General features: G+C 61.3%; 16 protein-coding genes. 7 read left to right on the forward strand and 9 right to left on the reverse strand.

Annotated elements, in window-relative coordinates; all coding sequences use genetic code 11:
* Positions 1–44 precede the first annotated feature (44 nt).
* Positions 45–1,022 (forward strand): methionyl-tRNA formyltransferase, encoded by a 978-nt coding sequence (gene fmt, locus NCHU2750_RS00280; protein WP_119938617.1) that lies wholly within the window; start codon positions 45–47, stop codon positions 1,020–1,022.
* Complete coding sequence (gene truA, locus NCHU2750_RS00285) at positions 1,022–1,798, forward strand: tRNA pseudouridine(38-40) synthase TruA (RefSeq protein WP_119938618.1); 777 nt, start codon at positions 1,022–1,024, stop codon at positions 1,796–1,798. Before fmt ends, truA begins: the two co-directional genes overlap by 1 nt.
* Here the strand turns inward: truA and NCHU2750_RS00290 are convergent.
* The 3 genes from NCHU2750_RS00290 to dapD are packed head-to-tail and all read right to left on the reverse strand — an operon-like array spanning position 1,774 to position 4,426.
* Complete coding sequence (locus tag NCHU2750_RS00290) at positions 1,774–2,370, reverse strand: hypothetical protein (RefSeq protein ID WP_119938619.1); 597 nt, start codon at positions 2,368–2,370, stop codon at positions 1,774–1,776. The genes truA and NCHU2750_RS00290 overlap by 25 nt on opposite strands.
* Positions 2,354–3,550 (reverse strand): succinyl-diaminopimelate desuccinylase, encoded by a 1,197-nt coding sequence (dapE, locus tag NCHU2750_RS00295; RefSeq protein WP_119938620.1) that lies wholly within the window; start codon positions 3,548–3,550, stop codon positions 2,354–2,356. The genes NCHU2750_RS00290 and dapE overlap by 17 nt, the downstream gene beginning before the upstream one ends.
* Before the next feature lie 15 nt (positions 3,551–3,565).
* Complete coding sequence (gene dapD / locus NCHU2750_RS00300; RefSeq protein WP_119938621.1) at positions 3,566–4,426, reverse strand: 2,3,4,5-tetrahydropyridine-2,6-dicarboxylate N-succinyltransferase; 861 nt, start codon at positions 4,424–4,426, stop codon at positions 3,566–3,568.
* A gap of 139 nt (positions 4,427–4,565) precedes the next feature.
* Here dapD and NCHU2750_RS00305 point away from each other — a divergent pair, with 139 nt between their 5' ends.
* Positions 4,566–5,426: an LOG family protein gene (locus NCHU2750_RS00305; RefSeq protein WP_119938622.1), complete on the forward strand. Its 861-nt coding sequence runs from the start codon at positions 4,566–4,568 to the stop codon at positions 5,424–5,426.
* Positions 5,427–5,517: 91 nt separating this feature from the next.
* Here the strand turns inward: NCHU2750_RS00305 and NCHU2750_RS00310 are convergent, their stop codons facing one another.
* Positions 5,518–6,153: a hypothetical protein gene (locus NCHU2750_RS00310; protein WP_119938623.1), complete on the reverse strand. Its 636-nt coding sequence runs from the start codon at positions 6,151–6,153 to the stop codon at positions 5,518–5,520.
* 133 nt (positions 6,154–6,286) lie between these two features.
* Positions 6,287–7,000, reverse strand: coding sequence for a pyrimidine 5'-nucleotidase (locus NCHU2750_RS00315; protein WP_119938624.1), 714 nt, complete (start codon positions 6,998–7,000; stop codon positions 6,287–6,289).
* Between the two features lie 107 nt (positions 7,001–7,107).
* On the opposite strand from NCHU2750_RS00315, the gene NCHU2750_RS00320 reads away from it, so the two are divergent.
* Positions 7,108–8,010: an EamA family transporter gene (locus NCHU2750_RS00320; RefSeq protein WP_119938625.1), complete on the forward strand. Its 903-nt coding sequence runs from the start codon at positions 7,108–7,110 to the stop codon at positions 8,008–8,010.
* Between the two features lie 59 nt (positions 8,011–8,069).
* On the opposite strand, the gene argB is transcribed toward NCHU2750_RS00320, so the two are convergent.
* Positions 8,070–8,957 carry an acetylglutamate kinase gene (gene argB / locus NCHU2750_RS00325; RefSeq protein WP_119938626.1) on the reverse strand — a complete coding sequence of 296 codons (888 nt, stop codon included), beginning with the start codon at positions 8,955–8,957 and terminating at the stop codon, positions 8,070–8,072.
* A gap of 133 nt (positions 8,958–9,090) precedes the next feature.
* Here argB and NCHU2750_RS00330 point away from each other — a divergent pair, with 133 nt between their 5' ends.
* The 3 genes from NCHU2750_RS00330 to NCHU2750_RS00340 all read left to right on the forward strand — a co-directional run bounded on the left by NCHU2750_RS00330 (position 9,091) and on the right by NCHU2750_RS00340 (position 11,101).
* On the forward strand, positions 9,091–9,633 hold the full coding sequence (locus tag NCHU2750_RS00330) for a sigma-70 family RNA polymerase sigma factor (protein ID WP_119938627.1): 543 nt from the start codon (positions 9,091–9,093) through the stop codon (positions 9,631–9,633).
* Entirely contained in the window at positions 9,630–10,361 is a 732-nt protein-coding gene (locus NCHU2750_RS00335) for an anti-sigma factor (protein ID WP_119938628.1), read from the forward strand. Before NCHU2750_RS00330 ends, NCHU2750_RS00335 begins: the two co-directional genes overlap by 4 nt.
* A 182-nt stretch (positions 10,362–10,543) precedes the next feature.
* Entirely contained in the window at positions 10,544–11,101 is a 558-nt protein-coding gene (locus NCHU2750_RS00340) for a fasciclin domain-containing protein (RefSeq protein WP_119938629.1), read from the forward strand.
* A gap of 96 nt (positions 11,102–11,197) precedes the next feature.
* Here NCHU2750_RS00340 and yihA read toward each other — a convergent pair whose 3' ends face one another.
* The 3 genes from yihA to rnpA form a co-directional block, all read right to left on the reverse strand.
* Positions 11,198–11,857: a ribosome biogenesis GTP-binding protein YihA/YsxC gene (gene yihA, locus NCHU2750_RS00345; protein ID WP_119938630.1), complete on the reverse strand. Its 660-nt coding sequence runs from the start codon at positions 11,855–11,857 to the stop codon at positions 11,198–11,200.
* A 149-nt stretch (positions 11,858–12,006) separates the two neighbouring features.
* Positions 12,007–13,800 (reverse strand): membrane protein insertase YidC, encoded by a 1,794-nt coding sequence (gene yidC, locus NCHU2750_RS00350; RefSeq protein WP_119938631.1) that lies wholly within the window; start codon positions 13,798–13,800, stop codon positions 12,007–12,009.
* Positions 13,800–14,192: a ribonuclease P protein component gene (rnpA, locus tag NCHU2750_RS00355; RefSeq protein ID WP_119938632.1), complete on the reverse strand. Its 393-nt coding sequence runs from the start codon at positions 14,190–14,192 to the stop codon at positions 13,800–13,802. The genes yidC and rnpA overlap by 1 nt, the downstream gene beginning before the upstream one ends.
* Positions 14,193–14,198 lie beyond the last annotated feature (6 nt).

Below are 14,198 nucleotides of genomic sequence, written 5' to 3' on the forward strand. Positions count from 1 at the left end.
CTCAAGAAACGAAAGGCGCGTCTTTGAGAGGCGCGAAAGGCACCATGTCTCTTCGCATCATCTTCATGGGCACGCCGGATTTCTCCGTGCCGACGCTGCAGGGCCTGAAAGAGGCCGGTCATGAGATCGTCGCGGTCTATAGCCAGCCGCCGCGTCCGGCCGGCCGCCGCGGGCTCGATCTCACCAAGTCGCCGGTGCATCAGGCAGCGGAAGTTCTCGGCATTCCGGTCCTCACGCCGTTGAACTTCAAGGCGGAAGAGGATCGCGAGGCTTTTCGTGCGTTCAAGGCCGATGTTGCGGTCGTCGTGGCCTATGGTCTGCTCTTGCCGGTGGCGATCCTCGAGGGCACGCGGCTTGGCTGCTATAACGGCCACGCCTCGCTTCTGCCGCGCTGGCGCGGCGCGGCTCCCATCCAGCGGGCAATCATGGCGGGCGACCAAAAGACCGGCATGATCGTGATGAAGATGGAAAAGGGTCTCGATACCGGCCCGATGGCACTCACCAGCGAAGTCAAGATCGGCGCTCAGATGACAGCCGGCGAACTGCACGACAAGCTCATGATGGTTGGCGCCCGCGCCATGGTCGAGGCGATGGCCAGGCTCGAGGCCAGCGACCTGCCGCTGACGCCGCAGCCGGAGGAGGGCGTGCTCTACGCTGCCAAGATCGACAAGGCGGAGACGCGTATCGATTTCTCAAAGACCGCTTCCGAGGTTCACAATCACATTCGCGGCCTCTCGCCCTTCCCCGGCGCCTGGTTCGAGGCCGAAATCAACGGCAAGCCGGAGCGCATCAAGGTGCTGAATTCGGAAGTGAGCGAGGGTGAGGGCAGGCCCGGCGAAGTTATCGAGCATGCGGTCATCGCGGTTCTTTCGGGGCGCCTGCTTGTCGCGTGCTCAGAGGGCGCCGTGAGCTTGACCAGATTGCAGAAGGCTGGTGGAAAGCCGATGGATGCAGACGTCTTCCTGCGTGGTACGCCGATCGCTGCCGGCGCGATCCTGGTGGCTCCCGTGGGTACCGCCTGATGCCGCGCTTTCGCATGATCGTCGAATATGACGGCACCTCCTATGTCGGCTGGCAGATGCAGGAAAACGGCCACTCGGTCCAGGCCGCCCTGCAGAACGGCATCCTGTCGCTGACCGGCGAGACGGTCTCCATCCGCGGGGCTGGCCGGACGGATTCGGGCGTGCACGCCTTCGGTCAGGTCATCCATGCGGACCTGTCGCGGGCCTGGGCGCCCTTCAAGCTGCGCAACGCCCTGAACGCCCATCTGATGATGGCAGGCGAAAAGGTGTCTGTCATCGACGTGGCCGAGGTGGACGAGAGCTTCGATGCGCGCTTTTCGGCGGTCAAGCGGCATTATCTCTACCGCATCATCAATCGCCCGTCGCCGCTGGCGGTAGAGGCGGGCAGGGCGTGGTGGGTGCCCAAGGATCTCGACCACGAGGCCATGCATGCCGCCGCCCAGATGCTGGTCGGGCATCACGACTTCACCACCTTCCGCTCGGCCCATTGCCAGGCGGCAAGCCCGGTCCGCACGCTCGACCGGCTGGATGTGACCCGCAACGGCAACCTGATCGAAATCCGCGCCAGCGCCCAGAGCTTTCTGCACAATCAGATCCGTTCATTCGCCGGCACGCTGAAGCTTGCCGGCGATGGCAAAATGACGCCGGAGGACGTGCGCCGGGCGCTCGAAGCCCGCGATCGCAAGGAATGCGGACCCGTGGCACCGCCCGAGGGCCTGTACTTCCTGAAGGTCGATTATCCCGGCGATGCTCAAAAGGGCGAAACGCCGAGATAGGATTGCAGCAGGTCGGAAATGATCAGGCTCGGCACCAGCAGCACCACCAGCATGGCGGCGATCACCAGCGGCTGCGGACCGCAGATCTGCCGCACGACCCGTGAAATGGCGAAGATCGTGGTGGCGAGAAGCGCAAGCTGCAGGACGGCGATCAGCCCCGCCACGCGCGGTGCGATGAACAGCATCAGCGTCAGCGCCGCATAGGCGTAGGAGACCGGTACCGAGAGCCAGTTGGTGGCGGCGACGATCGGCGGGAACTTCCGCTCCGTCCTTAGGAACAGGCAAAGCGCGCCCAGAAGCACGAGCGGCAGGACCCAGTTCAGTGCCTCGATCATGAACAGGCGCAGGAAGAAGGGAAGGCCCGCCGTGGCACCCTGTGGCCCGGCCTGCAGGAAAGCGTATCTCACCCCGTTCCAGTAGATGAACATCGCCGGCAGACACCAGACGAAGGCCCAGAAGGACCGCATCATGCCGCGATCGGTCAGGTCGAGATGCTTCAGGCCATGCCTGTCGCCTTTGAAGACCATCCAGAGGCCGGTGATATAGTGTCTGACTTCAGGAAAGGATGGCATCGCCGAACCAGCGGGAGAGGAATGTTCCGTAAATCTGGGTCAGCGTTTCGAGATCGGCAAGTGCCACGCGTTCATCGACCATATGCATGGTCTGGCCGACAAGCCCGAACTCGACCACCGGGCAATAGTCCTTGATGAATCGCGCATCCGAGGTTCCGCCGGTGGTGGAAAGCTGCGGCTGGCGCCCGGTCACCGCCTCGACGGCCGCCGAAAGCGATCCGATCAGCGCGTTGTTGCGGGTCAGGAATACATGGCTCGGGCGTTCGGCCCAGATGATCTCGTAGCGGATCGGATCGCGGCCCGGGCGAAGCACGGCGTCACCCGCCGCGGCATCGAGCCTGCGAATGATCTCGGCCTTCACCGTATCGGCGGTCCAGGTGTCGTTGAAGCGGATGTTGAAGGCGAATGTCGCCTTGGCCGGCACGACATTGGTTGCCGGGTTGCCCACATCGACCGTCGTCACTTCAAGGTTGGAAGCCGGAAATTCCGGTGTACCGCCGTCGAAGGGCGGATCCATCAGCGCCGAGGCGAGCGGCAGAAGCCCGCGTACGGCGTTGTCGGCGAGATGCGGATAGGCGGCATGGCCCTGCACGCCGAATACCGTCACCCGCCCGGAAACCGAACCGCGGCGGCCGATCTTGATCATGTCGCCGAGAACGTCCGGATTGGTCGGTTCGCCGACGAGACAGGCGTCCCAGCGCTCGCCCCTTTCGGCCGCCCATTTCAACAGCTTTTCCGTGCCGTTGATGGCCGGGCCTTCCTCGTCGCCGGTGATCAGGAAAGAGATCGAGCCATCGGGTGCGCCATGCTTTTCGATATGGCGGGCGACGGCTGCCACGAAACAGGCAATGCCGCCCTTCATGTCGACGGCACCGCGTCCGAACATCTCTCCGCCGTCAATTTCGGCGGAAAATGGCGGGTGGCTCCAGGAGGCCTCGTCGCCGACCGGCACCACGTCCGTATGGCCGGCAAACATCAGGTGCGGCCCGTCGGTGCCGAGCCGCGCATAAAGGTTTTCGATGTCCGGCATGCCGGGTTCTTTTGCCACCATCCGCTCGACCGTAAAGCCGAGCGGCGTGAGCATGGCCTCAAGGGCCGTGAGCGCGCCACCTTCCGCCGGAGTGACGGAAGGGCAACGGATCAGCGTTTGCAGGTTTGCAATCGGATCGACAGCAGACATCGGAGCAGGCCTCGCTCAGTCGCGCAGCAGTTCGTTGATACCCGTCTTCGAACGGGTCTTCTCATCGACCGTCTTGACGATCACGGCGCAATAGAGGTTCGGGGCAGCCAGGCCGTTCGGCATGGTCGCATTGCCGGACGGCATCGAGCCGGCAACGACGACGGAATAGGGCGGTACTTCGCCGTAGCTGACTTCGCCGGTGGCGCGATTGACGATCTTGGTCGACTTGCCGATGTAGACACCCATGCCGAGAACCGAGCCCTCGCGGATGATGCAGCCTTCGACGACTTCCGAACGGGCGCCGATGAAGCAATTGTCCTCGATGATCGTCGGGCCGGCCTGCATCGGCTCCAGCACGCCGCCGATGCCGACGCCGCCGGACAGATGCACATGCTTCCCGATTTGGGCGCAGGAGCCGACCGTTGCCCAGGTGTCGACCATCGTGCCTTCATCGACATAGGCGCCGAGATTGACGAAGGACGGCATCAGCACGACGTTCTTGGCAATATAGGCCGAGCGGCGCACGACGGTGTTCGGCACGGCGCGGAAACCGGCCGAGCGGAACTGGTTGTCGCCCCAGCCCTCGAACTTGGACGGAACCTTGTCCCACCAGGTGGAATTGCCCGGACCGCCCTTGACGACTTCCATGTCGTTGAGGCGGAAGGACAGGAGAACGGCCTTCTTGAGCCACTGGTTGACGGTCCAGGCACCGTCTTCGCCGCGAACCGCCACGCGCGCCTTGCCGCTATCGAGCAGGTTCAGCGATTCCTCCACGGCGTCCCGCACTTCGCCTTTGGTCGAGACATTGATGCTGTCGCGGTTGTCGAAAGCGGTCTCGATGGTCTTTTCGAGGGCGGCGAAGTCAAAGCTGCTCATGGAAGATCCTTAAACGTCACGCGGTATCGTGATGGCTGGAAAGGTGGTCATTTGGTCCCATTTGCTCTAAGCGACCGCCACTCAAGCGTCAATGCGAATTGGCGCCGACCCTGGTCGTGCGCGGGAAGGAACGAGTTTTATGGCAAAAGTGAAGTCGACGGATCAGGTTGCAGACAAGGATGTCTGGGACCCGCTGAAGGATAGCAGGGCAGACAAGCACGCGGCGGCAGCCCAGCCGAGGACGCCGCAGACGGAGTCCCCCTCCTATCGCCTTGCCTTTACCGATGAGGATTTCCTCTGCAGCAAGGAATTGCGGCCGCTCCGGCTGCAGCTCGAACTCCTGAAGGCTGAGATGGTTCTAGCCGAGAAAGGCATCGCCTCGACCGTCGTGCTGTTCGGTGGTGCCCGTATTCCGGCTCCCGGCCAGAAGCCCTGGGCCGCCCGCAACGAGATCCAGCACAACAACCTCCAGGCGGCCTCTGTTTATTACGAGGAAGCGCGTAAATTTGCCGCGCTGTGCTCTGCCCATTCGGCCAAATTCGACTATAAGGAATTCGTCGTCGTCACCGGCGGCGGTCCGGGCGTGATGGAAGCGGGAAACCGTGGAGCGTCTGAAGCAGGTGCGCCGACGATCGGCCTCAACATCATGCTGCCGCATGAACAGGCACCAAACCCCTATGTCACGCCGGAACTGGCGTTCAACTTCCACTATTTCGCCATCCGCAAGATGCATTTCATGATGCGGGCAAGGGCGGTTGCGGTATTTCCGGGCGGGTTCGGCACGCTGGACGAGATGTTCGAGGCGCTGACGCTGATCCAGACCGGACGTATGAAGCGCATACCGCTCATCCTGTTTGCCGAGAAATTCTGGCGCAGCATCATCAATTTCGAAGCACTGGCGGAATTCGGCACGATCGCGCCCGAAGACATCGAACTCATAAACTTCGTCGAGACTGCGGACCAGGCCTGGAAAGTGGTCCGCGACTTCTACGCAAAATAGGCCCTGCAAATGATAAGAGCCCGCCCCTCGATGGAGAGGCGGGCCCTTGTACGACGGTTGCCGGCTAGTTCCGTAATTGGGGGGCAAGGAACTAGAGGGGGCGGTCCGGCAGGTCGTCGATGGAAATTACGCCGTCCTTGTTGGTGTCCATCATCGCAAACAGCTTGTCGCCGGCTGCGGTGGCTTCGGCCTTGGTGATCTTGTTGTCGTGGTTTTCGTCGATCATGCGGAACAAGCGGTCGCCACCCATGCCCGGACCACGATGCTGCCAGCGGGCGTGACGGAAATCGCCGTGCGGACCGCCCTTGCCATCAGGACCCTTGTGGTCGGCGCGCGGGCCGTCCGGATGATCCTTGTCGTCGGCCTTTTCAGGACGCGGATGGGCCTTCCGGAACGCTTCCATCTGGGCGATCTTGTAGTCGAGCAACTCGCCGCGGGTAATGGCGCCGTCCTTGTTCGCATCGATTGCCGTGAAGAGAGTATCTTCGTAGGCGGTCATTTCCTCCTTGGAGATCTTACCGTCCTTGTTGGTGTCGGCATTCTTGAGGAGGCGGATGAAGAGCATGTCCTTCATCATGCCATGGCCCATCGGGTGGCCCATGGGCCGCATGTGGTGAGGTCCAGCATGGCCGTGAGCGGGCCGTTCCGGTGCGGCGAAGGCCGGGATCGCGGCTCCTGCGACCAGCACGGCTCCGAGGGTCGCCAAAACGATCTTCTTTGCGGTCATCGATGGGTTCCTTTCCCTTTATTCCGATGACCTCAAGTTAGGGCCGCCAAGCCCTGGCGACCACTTAAACTGTCGTAATGTGCATGAACTCTTTGTAATGCACGGTAGTAATTGGCGCAGCGATTTCCCGCCGTCAGCCGGCCGGCAGGCCCTTGAGGAAACCTGCGAGATCGTCGGTCACATAGTCGATGTGATCGTCTTCCTCGGACAGCACTTCCCAGCGCTCCATCAGCACTTCGTCGAGATTGCGGGGAACGAGCAGCACGGTGCGCATCCCAAGCGCCTTGGGAACTGTCAGATTGCGCGGCAGGTCTTCGAACATCGCCGCCTTCGTCGTGTCGACCCGGTGAAGGCTGGCGAACTTGTCATAGGTTGCACCGGCTGGCTTCGGCACATAGCCGGCCGCGACGATGTCGAAAATGTCGTCGAAATTGTCGAGAATGCCGAGCGCGCGGGCGGCGGCTTCCGCATGCGGCACGCTGCCATTGGTGAAGATGAACTTGCGGCCGGGCAGGGCATTGATCGCCGCCCCAAGCTCGGGGTTCGGCATCAGCGCCGAATAGTCGATCGCATGCGCCCGTTCGAGGAAACCGTCTGGGTCGATGCCGTAATGCAGCATCAGTCCCTGAAGCGTGGTGCCATGCTCATGGTAATAGCGCTTCTGCAATGCGCGCGCCTCGTCCCGCTCCAGCTGCAGCAATTCCTGCACATAGGCAGTCATGTTGACATCTATCTGGGCGAAGAGATTAACGTGGTGGGGATAGAGCGTGTTGTCGAGATCGAAGACCCAGTCACGGATATGGGCGAAATCGGCAGCGTCGGGAGCGGTCTTGGGTTTGTTTTCCATGTTTCGCTTATGCACTGATGCGCTCTTAAAGAAAACGCCAAAAGGCGACCGGTTTTGCCCTTCGGCGACCTTGGCGATCTGTCTGCCGGCATGATACCGGCGAAAGCATGGAACTCTGGATCCCCATCACCATTGCCGCCGCCTTCTTGCAGAACCTGCGGTCGGCATTGCAGAAGCATCTTCAGGGCAAGCTCGGCACGCGCGGTGCGAGCTTCGTCCGCTTCGGCTACGGTTTTCCCGTGGCGATCCTCTATGTCGTCCTGCTCCATCTGATCGCCGGATATTCCTTTCCGCATCTCAATCTGGATTTCGCCATATGGGCGATCGTCGGAGGTCTGGCGCAGATCTTCGCCACCATCATGCTGGTGCATCTCTTCTCGCTCAGAAACTTCGCAGTCGGCACTGCCTATTCGAAGACCGAGCCGGTCCAGGCCGCCATCTTCGGCTTTATCCTTCTCGGCGAGAAACTCACCGCGGGCGCCGTCGGCGCGATCATCGTCGGGGTCATCGGCGTGATGATCATCTCGATGGCGCGCATGCCGCTCTCGTGGAAAAACATGCTGGCCGCACTGGCAAGCAGGACGGCGCTGATCGGCATCGCATCGGGCGCCGTCTTCGGCATTTCCGCCGTCGCCTATCGCAGCGCCTCGCTGGCACTCGACGGGCCGAATTCGATCATGCAGGCGGCAATGACGCTTGCCTGCGTCACCACCTTCCAGACGCTTTTCATGCTCGTCTGGATGCTGTGGAAGGACAAGGGCGAGATCGTCACGGTCATCAGGACCTGGCGTTCCTCGTCTCTGGTCGGTCTTGCCAGTGTCTGCGGCTCCGCCTGCTGGTTTACCGCCATGACCCTGCAGCAGGTGGCCTATGTTCGCGCGCTCGGCCAGATCGAGCTCGTCTTCACCTTCACGGCTTCCTATTTTCTCTTCCACGAACGGGTCAACCGTATGGAAATCCTCGGTTGCCTGTTCATCGTCGCCGGCATTGTCGGCCTGCTCTTCCGCTGACATCAAAAAAAGGCGCCTCGCGGCGCCTTATTTCGGTTCGGGAATATCTGGCGAGCGGCTCAGGGCACGATCAGCGTGCCGGCACCGCGCTCGGTAAAGATTTCGAGCAGCACCGAATGGGCCGTCTTGCCGTTCAGGATGACGACGCCCTGTACGCCGGCGCGGATCGCATCGATGCAGGTCTCGACCTTCGGGATCATGCCGCCGGAAATCGTGCCGTCCTTGATCAGAGCCTGAGCCTCGGCAACGGTCAGTTCCTTGATCAGGTTCTTGTTCTTGTCGAGTACGCCCGGAACGTCGGTGAGGAACAGCAGGCGGGTCGCATGCAGCGCACCGGCGATGGCACCGGCAAACGTGTCGGCATTGATGTTGTAGGTGGCGCCGTCACGACCCGGTGCGACCGGCGCGATGACCGGGATCATTTCCGACTTGGCGAGAAGATCGAGCAGCGTGCGGTCGACTTCGACCACTTCGCCGACAAAACCGAGATCGAGCACGCGCTCTATGTTGCTGTCCGGATCGACGACGGTCTTCTTTGCCTTTTCGGCGAAGACCATGTTGCCGTCCTTGCCGCAAAGGCCGATCGCCCATTCGCCGGTCTGGTTGATCAGCGCAACGATTTCCTTGTTGATCGAACCGGCAAGCACCATCTCGACGATCTCGACGGTCTTGGCATCGGTGACACGAAGGCCGCCTTCGAACTTCGATTCGATGCCCATCTTGTTGAGCATCGCGCCGATCTGCGGGCCGCCGCCATGCACGACGATCGGGTTGACGCCGGACTGCTTCAGAAGCGCGATATCGGCGGCAAAGGCCTTGCCGAGCTCGGTGTCACCCATCGCGTGGCCACCGTATTTGACCACGATCGTCTTGTTCTCATAGCGCTGCATATAGGGCAGAGCCTGGGCGAGGAGCTTGGCCTGGAGTTCGCTGTCGGACGTCGTCATGAAAATCCCTCACATCAAAGGTGGGGCGCTTTTAGCGCATCTTTTTGACAGATGAAACAATCTGGTGGCAAGTTTCGATCGTAGCAGGTGAAGAGTGGGCGCCTGCGGCCCGCCATCGGCTCGGGAGGTTGATTTGGCATCGGAAAATGACATCGCCGCCCTCGTCGGTCGCGTGGCATTGCGCGACAGGGCAGCTTTTGCCGAACTTTATTCGCATGTCGCACCGAAACTTTTTTCCGTCTGCCTTCGTATCCTCAAGGATCGTGGCGAGGCCGAAGATGCGCTGCAGGAAGTCTTCGTCAAAATCTGGCAGAGAGCCGGGCGTTTTGCCGCGGCAGGCCATAGTGTGATGGCATGGCTCGTGACGATCGCGAGAAACCATTCTATTGATGTGTTGAGGGCTCGTCGCCCGGCGGGCGAGAGCCCGGATGACGATTGGCAGATCGCCGATCCGGCTCCGGGCCCCGAACAGGCGGCGATGACGAAATGGGAAGGCAAGCGCATTGACAGGTGCATGGCGGAGTTGGATCCTGATCGTGCCGGAGCGGTGCGCAGCGCCTATGTTGAAGGTCTGACCTATCAGGAACTGGCCGACCTTCACGGCGTGCCGATCAATACGATGCGTACATGGCTGCGCCGCAGCCTGATGAAACTGAGAGAGTGTCTCGATCGATGAGCAAGCCGGAACAAAGCGAAGGAGATCGCTCACGCGACCAGCTTCTGGCCGGAGAGTATGTTTTAGGCGTCCTGCCGCACGCCGAAAGACGCAATGTCGAAGCGCGCATGCGGGAGGATCGGCAGTTTGCCGCCATGGTCGCCAACTGGCAGGAAAATCTCTCTTCCTTCGATGGCGACTACGGCGAAGAAATGCCGCCGTCCAAGGCGTTTTCCCGCATCGAGGCGCGATTGTTTTCTGCCAAGGCGGCTCGGCAGCCGGTGCGCCTGCCGGGCAGAATGTGGAACTCTCTTGCCCTGTGGCGCGGCCTGACACTTGCATCCCTGGCACTGCTGGCGGTCTACGCGTCGTTCCAGTCAGGCTGGATTGGCGAATTGCCGTCCTCGCAGACACTGGTGGCACAGTTGAGCGGTGACGCAGCCAACCCGGTCGGCATGATGGCGCGCTACGACAGCGGCAATGGCCAGCTCCAATTGTTGCCGGTGGCCGCGCGGGCCGCCGATGCGCATTCGCTGCAGCTCTGGCTGGTGCCGGACAATGGTGGTGCGCCGGTATCGCTCGGCGTCCTGCCTCAGACGGGTGAAAGCTCTGTCCGTATCCCCGTCGGCTTGCGCCCGCGCCTGAAGAATGGCGTCACCTTGGCCGTCAGTGTCGAGCCTGTCGGTGGGTCTCCGACCGGGCAACCCACGGGGCCGGTGGTCGCCTCCGGCAAGGCGCAGGGTATCTGACTTAGAAATAAGGTATCGGAATCAGCGGCTTGAAAATTTCAGGCCGCTTTTTTCATGGCCTCTGAAACTCTTTTCGCCGGCCTTTCGTCTCTTGCTGTGTCTCCGCTGAAGTCGGGACGGCAAGCCTTGGAAGGCGCGCATCCGCGCCGGGGCGACAGATCCTTCGGGAGGAAGAGGAAGTCATGTTCAGGTCCACATTCCGCACATTCGCGATTGCAACCGCAATCTCCGCACTCGCTGTCGGCGCCGAGGCTGCCAACCCCAAGGTCGGCGGCGCTGCAATGTACGAGAACAAGAATATCGTCGAGAACGCGATGAACTCCAAGGACCACACCACGCTGGTCGCCGCCGTCAAGGCCGCCGGCCTGGTCGGGACGCTCGAAGGCAAGGGGCCGTTCACCGTTTTCGCCCCGACCAACGAAGCCTTCGCAGCCCTGCCGAAAGGCACGGTCGACAACCTGCTGAAACCGGAAAACAAGGCGCAACTGGTCAAGGTCCTGACCTGCCATGTCGTCGCGGCCGACGCCATGTCGAAGACGATCGAGAAGATGATCAAGGACGACAAGGGTACGCATGACGTCAAGACCGTCGGCGGCTGCATCCTGAAGGCCAAGGAAAGCATGGGCAAGATCACCCTGACCGACGAAACCGGTGGCGTCGCACATGTGACGATCGCCGACGTCAAGCAGTCGAACGGCGTCATTCATGTCATCGACAAGGTTCTTCTTCCCAAGATGTAAGCGCCGTTCGCCCGAACCTGCAGCTTGCATCGCGATCCGGCCGTTCTTCCTGAGGGCGGCCGGATTTCTGTTCTCCCGATAAGCGCAGGGATTGCCCTAGATCTTCGGTGTCACCGCTTCGACGATTGCCTCGCGCAGCTCGTCCACGCCCTTGCCCTTTTCCGATGAGGTGGAAAGCACTTCCGGGTAGGCGGCGGGGCGTTTGCGGATCTTTTCCAGCGTCTCGGCAATCAGCTTGGGAACCGCCGGTTCCTTGATCTTGTCGGTCTTGGTCAGCACGATCTGGTAGGAGACGGCCGACTTGTCGAGCAGATCCAGTACTTCGTCATCGTTCTTCTTCAGGCCGTGGCGGCTGTCGATCAGCACATAGACGCGCTTCAGCGTGGCGCGACCGCGCAGATAGTCGAAGACGAGCTTCGTCCAGGCATCGACATGTTCCTTCGGCGCCTGCGCATAGCCATAGCCCGGCATGTCGACCAGCGCCATCGGCGGCAGGTCACCGGCTTCACCGGAATAGCCGTCCGGCACGAAATAGTTGAGTTCCTGCGTGCGGCCCGGCGTGTTGGATGTCCGCGCCAGTCCCTTCTGGCCGACCAGCGCATTGATCAGCGATGATTTGCCGACATTCGAGCGGCCGGCAAAGGCCACCTCGAACGGGCCTTCCGGCGGCAGGAATTTCATCGACGGCACGCCGCGGATGAAGATCCAGGGACGGCCGAAAAGCGGGCGCTCGCCGTTTGTCGTGTCGTCTGCCATCGGTTGTCTCGTCCTTCTTGTGGTGAGCGGCTGGATTCCGGGTTTTGGCCGGCAATGTCAAGGCTTCTGCCTAGATCGGGCTGCAATCAAGGAATGCTTTGTCTCGCAACCAAAAGAAAACCCCGGACGATGCCGGGGTTTTCGAGGCTTTATTTCGTTGGCGCCGGCTTTCGCTTGAACAGCGTCTTCAGATTGTCGAACAGCTCGATCTTGGCGCCATGGCGCTTCATGATCACCGCCTGCTGGGTCACCGACAGAGTGTTGTTCCAGGCCCAATAGATCACGAGACCCGAGGGGAACGAGGCCAGCATATAGGTGAAGACGAGCGGCATCCAGGTGAACAGCATTGCCTGGGTCGGATCCGGCGGCGTCGGGTTCATGCGCATCTGCAGGAACATCGTGATGCCCATCACGATCGGCCATACGCCGATCATCAGGAAATGCGGTACGTCATACGGCAGTGCGCCGAAGAGGTTGAACAGCGAGGTCGGGTCCGGCGCCGAGAGGTCCTGGATCCAGCCGAAGAACGGCGCGTGGCGCATCTCGATCGTGGTGTAGATCACCTTGTAGAGCGAGAAGAAGATCGGGATCTGCAACACGACCGGCCAGCAACCGGCGATCGGGTTGATCTTCTCTTCCTTGTAGAGTGCCATCGTTGCCTGCTGTAGCGCCATGCGGTCGTCGCCGTGCTTGGCCTTCAGCTCTTCCATTTTCGGCTGCATGCGCTTCATGTTGGCCATCGAAGCATACTGCTTGCTGGCCAGCGGGAAGAACAGCAGCTTCACCACCACGGTCGTCAGTAGGATGGCGACGCCGAAGTTTCCGACATGACGGAAGAAGAAGTCCATCAGCATGAACATCGGCTTGGTGATGAAGTAGAACCAGCCCCAGTCGATGACGAGATCGAAATGCGGAACGCCCTGATCGCGATACTGATCGATCAGCGGCACTTCCTTGGCGCCGGCGAAGACCATGTTCTTCAGTTCGGTCGTCTGGCCTGGCTGAATGGTGACGGCATCACCCTTGTAGTCGGCCTGGTAGCGCGGCTGGCCATCGGTAAAGTGCGTGAAGCGGCTGTCGTAAGCCATCGACTGAGGCGGGATGATCGTCGCGGCCCAGTACTTGTCGGTAATCCCGAGCCAGCCACCCGTCGCCTTCGCGTTCGTGACGGCTTCCTTCTCGACATTGGCGTAGGTGTGCTCGCTCAGGCTGCCGTCGGCGCCGATATAGCCGAGGAAGCCCTCATGGATGACCCACACGGACGGCGTCGAAGGCTTGTTGTTGCGCGTCACGCGACCATAGGCGGACAGCGTAACCGGTGCGCTGCCCGGATTCTGGATCTTGTCGTCGACGGTCAGCATGTAATGCTCATCGACCGAAATCGTGCGGGTAAAGACCACGCCATTGTCGTTGGTATAGCTGAGCGTGACCGGAGTGGTGGCGGTCAGCTTGTCGCCGCTGGCGACCGTCCACTTGGTGGTCGGGCCGGGGGTGGCACCGCTGTTGTCGCTGCCGACATAGCCCAGTTCGCTGTAATATCCTTCCGCCGTATCGGCGGGCGAAAACAGCGTGATGATCGGGCTCGAGTTGTCGACGGTCTCATGATAGTCGCGAAGCTTCAGGTCGTCGAAGCGTGCGCCTGTGAGGTTGATCGAACCGGAAATCGCCGGCGTGTCGATCTGCACGCGCTCGGATTTCGCCAGTGCCTGTTCTCTGGTGGCCGTAGCCTGGGCAGGGCCGGCATTGGGAAGGTTGCCCGTCGTCGCTGTTGCACTCCCGGCAGTCGTGGTCTTGGCGGCGTTCTGCGCAGCCTGCTGTGCCTGCTGAGCTTCTTCGGCCTTCCGCTGGGCTTCCATGCGCGGATTCATATAGAGGAACTGCCAGGCAATGACGATCACCACCGAAAGTGCGATCGCGATGAAGTAATTTCTCTTGTTTTCCATCATGCTTTCCTGGACGGGACCCCTGCGGCCGGCTTTGGTTTCTGCCTGCCTTCTACGCGCGCGACAAGCTGTTCTGTCAGTTCTGAAAAGGGAATGCTCAGAACATCTCTGCGCGCGACAATCACATAGTCGTGTCCGCTTTGCATTGCAAACCCGGCGCCGGTGCGCACGGCCTCACGGAGGCGACGGCGCATTCTGTTGCGCTCGACGGCATTGCCATGCTTCTTGGTAACGGTGAAGCCGACACGTGGCGGCTCGCCGGATTGTTTCCGGTCGAGAACTTCGAGGAGAAAGGTTCTGCCGCGCCGGGCCTCGCCCCCGCGAACAGCAAGAAACTGCGGCCGGCTTTTCAGCCGCCCGACAGTGCTTTTCGTATCATCAGACGTCGTCACTGCCCG

Origin of the sequence: Neorhizobium sp. NCHU2750, from assembly GCF_003597675.1 — a bacterium.
Lineage (GTDB): Bacteria > Pseudomonadota > Alphaproteobacteria > Rhizobiales > Rhizobiaceae > Neorhizobium.

Excerpts from the sequence above, each read along its gene's own strand:
- argB (WP_119938626.1), bottom strand. The coding sequence starts at position 8,957 with ATGACGACGTCCGACAGCGAACTCCAGGCCAAGCTCCTCGCCCAGGCT.
- NCHU2750_RS00335 (WP_119938628.1), top strand. The coding sequence starts at position 9,630 with ATGAGCAAGCCGGAACAAAGCGAAGGAGATCGCTCACGCGACCAGCTT.
- yihA (WP_119938630.1), bottom strand. The coding sequence starts at position 11,857 with ATGGCAGACGACACGACAAACGGCGAGCGCCCGCTTTTCGGCCGTCCC.
- NCHU2750_RS00320 (WP_119938625.1), top strand. The coding sequence starts at position 7,108 with ATGGAACTCTGGATCCCCATCACCATTGCCGCCGCCTTCTTGCAGAAC.
- truA (WP_119938618.1), top strand. The coding sequence starts at position 1,022 with ATGCCGCGCTTTCGCATGATCGTCGAATATGACGGCACCTCCTATGTC.
- NCHU2750_RS00315 (WP_119938624.1), bottom strand. The coding sequence starts at position 7,000 with ATGGAAAACAAACCCAAGACCGCTCCCGACGCTGCCGATTTCGCCCAT.
- fmt (WP_119938617.1), top strand. The coding sequence starts at position 45 with ATGTCTCTTCGCATCATCTTCATGGGCACGCCGGATTTCTCCGTGCCG.
- NCHU2750_RS00305 (WP_119938622.1), top strand. The coding sequence starts at position 4,566 with ATGGCAAAAGTGAAGTCGACGGATCAGGTTGCAGACAAGGATGTCTGG.
- dapE (WP_119938620.1), bottom strand. The coding sequence starts at position 3,550 with ATGTCTGCTGTCGATCCGATTGCAAACCTGCAAACGCTGATCCGTTGC.
- NCHU2750_RS00310 (WP_119938623.1), bottom strand. The coding sequence starts at position 6,153 with ATGACCGCAAAGAAGATCGTTTTGGCGACCCTCGGAGCCGTGCTGGTC.
- NCHU2750_RS00340 (WP_119938629.1), top strand. The coding sequence starts at position 10,544 with ATGTTCAGGTCCACATTCCGCACATTCGCGATTGCAACCGCAATCTCC.
- NCHU2750_RS00290 (WP_119938619.1), bottom strand. The coding sequence starts at position 2,370 with ATGCCATCCTTTCCTGAAGTCAGACACTATATCACCGGCCTCTGGATG.
- yidC (WP_119938631.1), bottom strand. The coding sequence starts at position 13,800 with ATGGAAAACAAGAGAAATTACTTCATCGCGATCGCACTTTCGGTGGTG.
- dapD (WP_119938621.1), bottom strand. The coding sequence starts at position 4,426 with ATGAGCAGCTTTGACTTCGCCGCCCTCGAAAAGACCATCGAGACCGCT.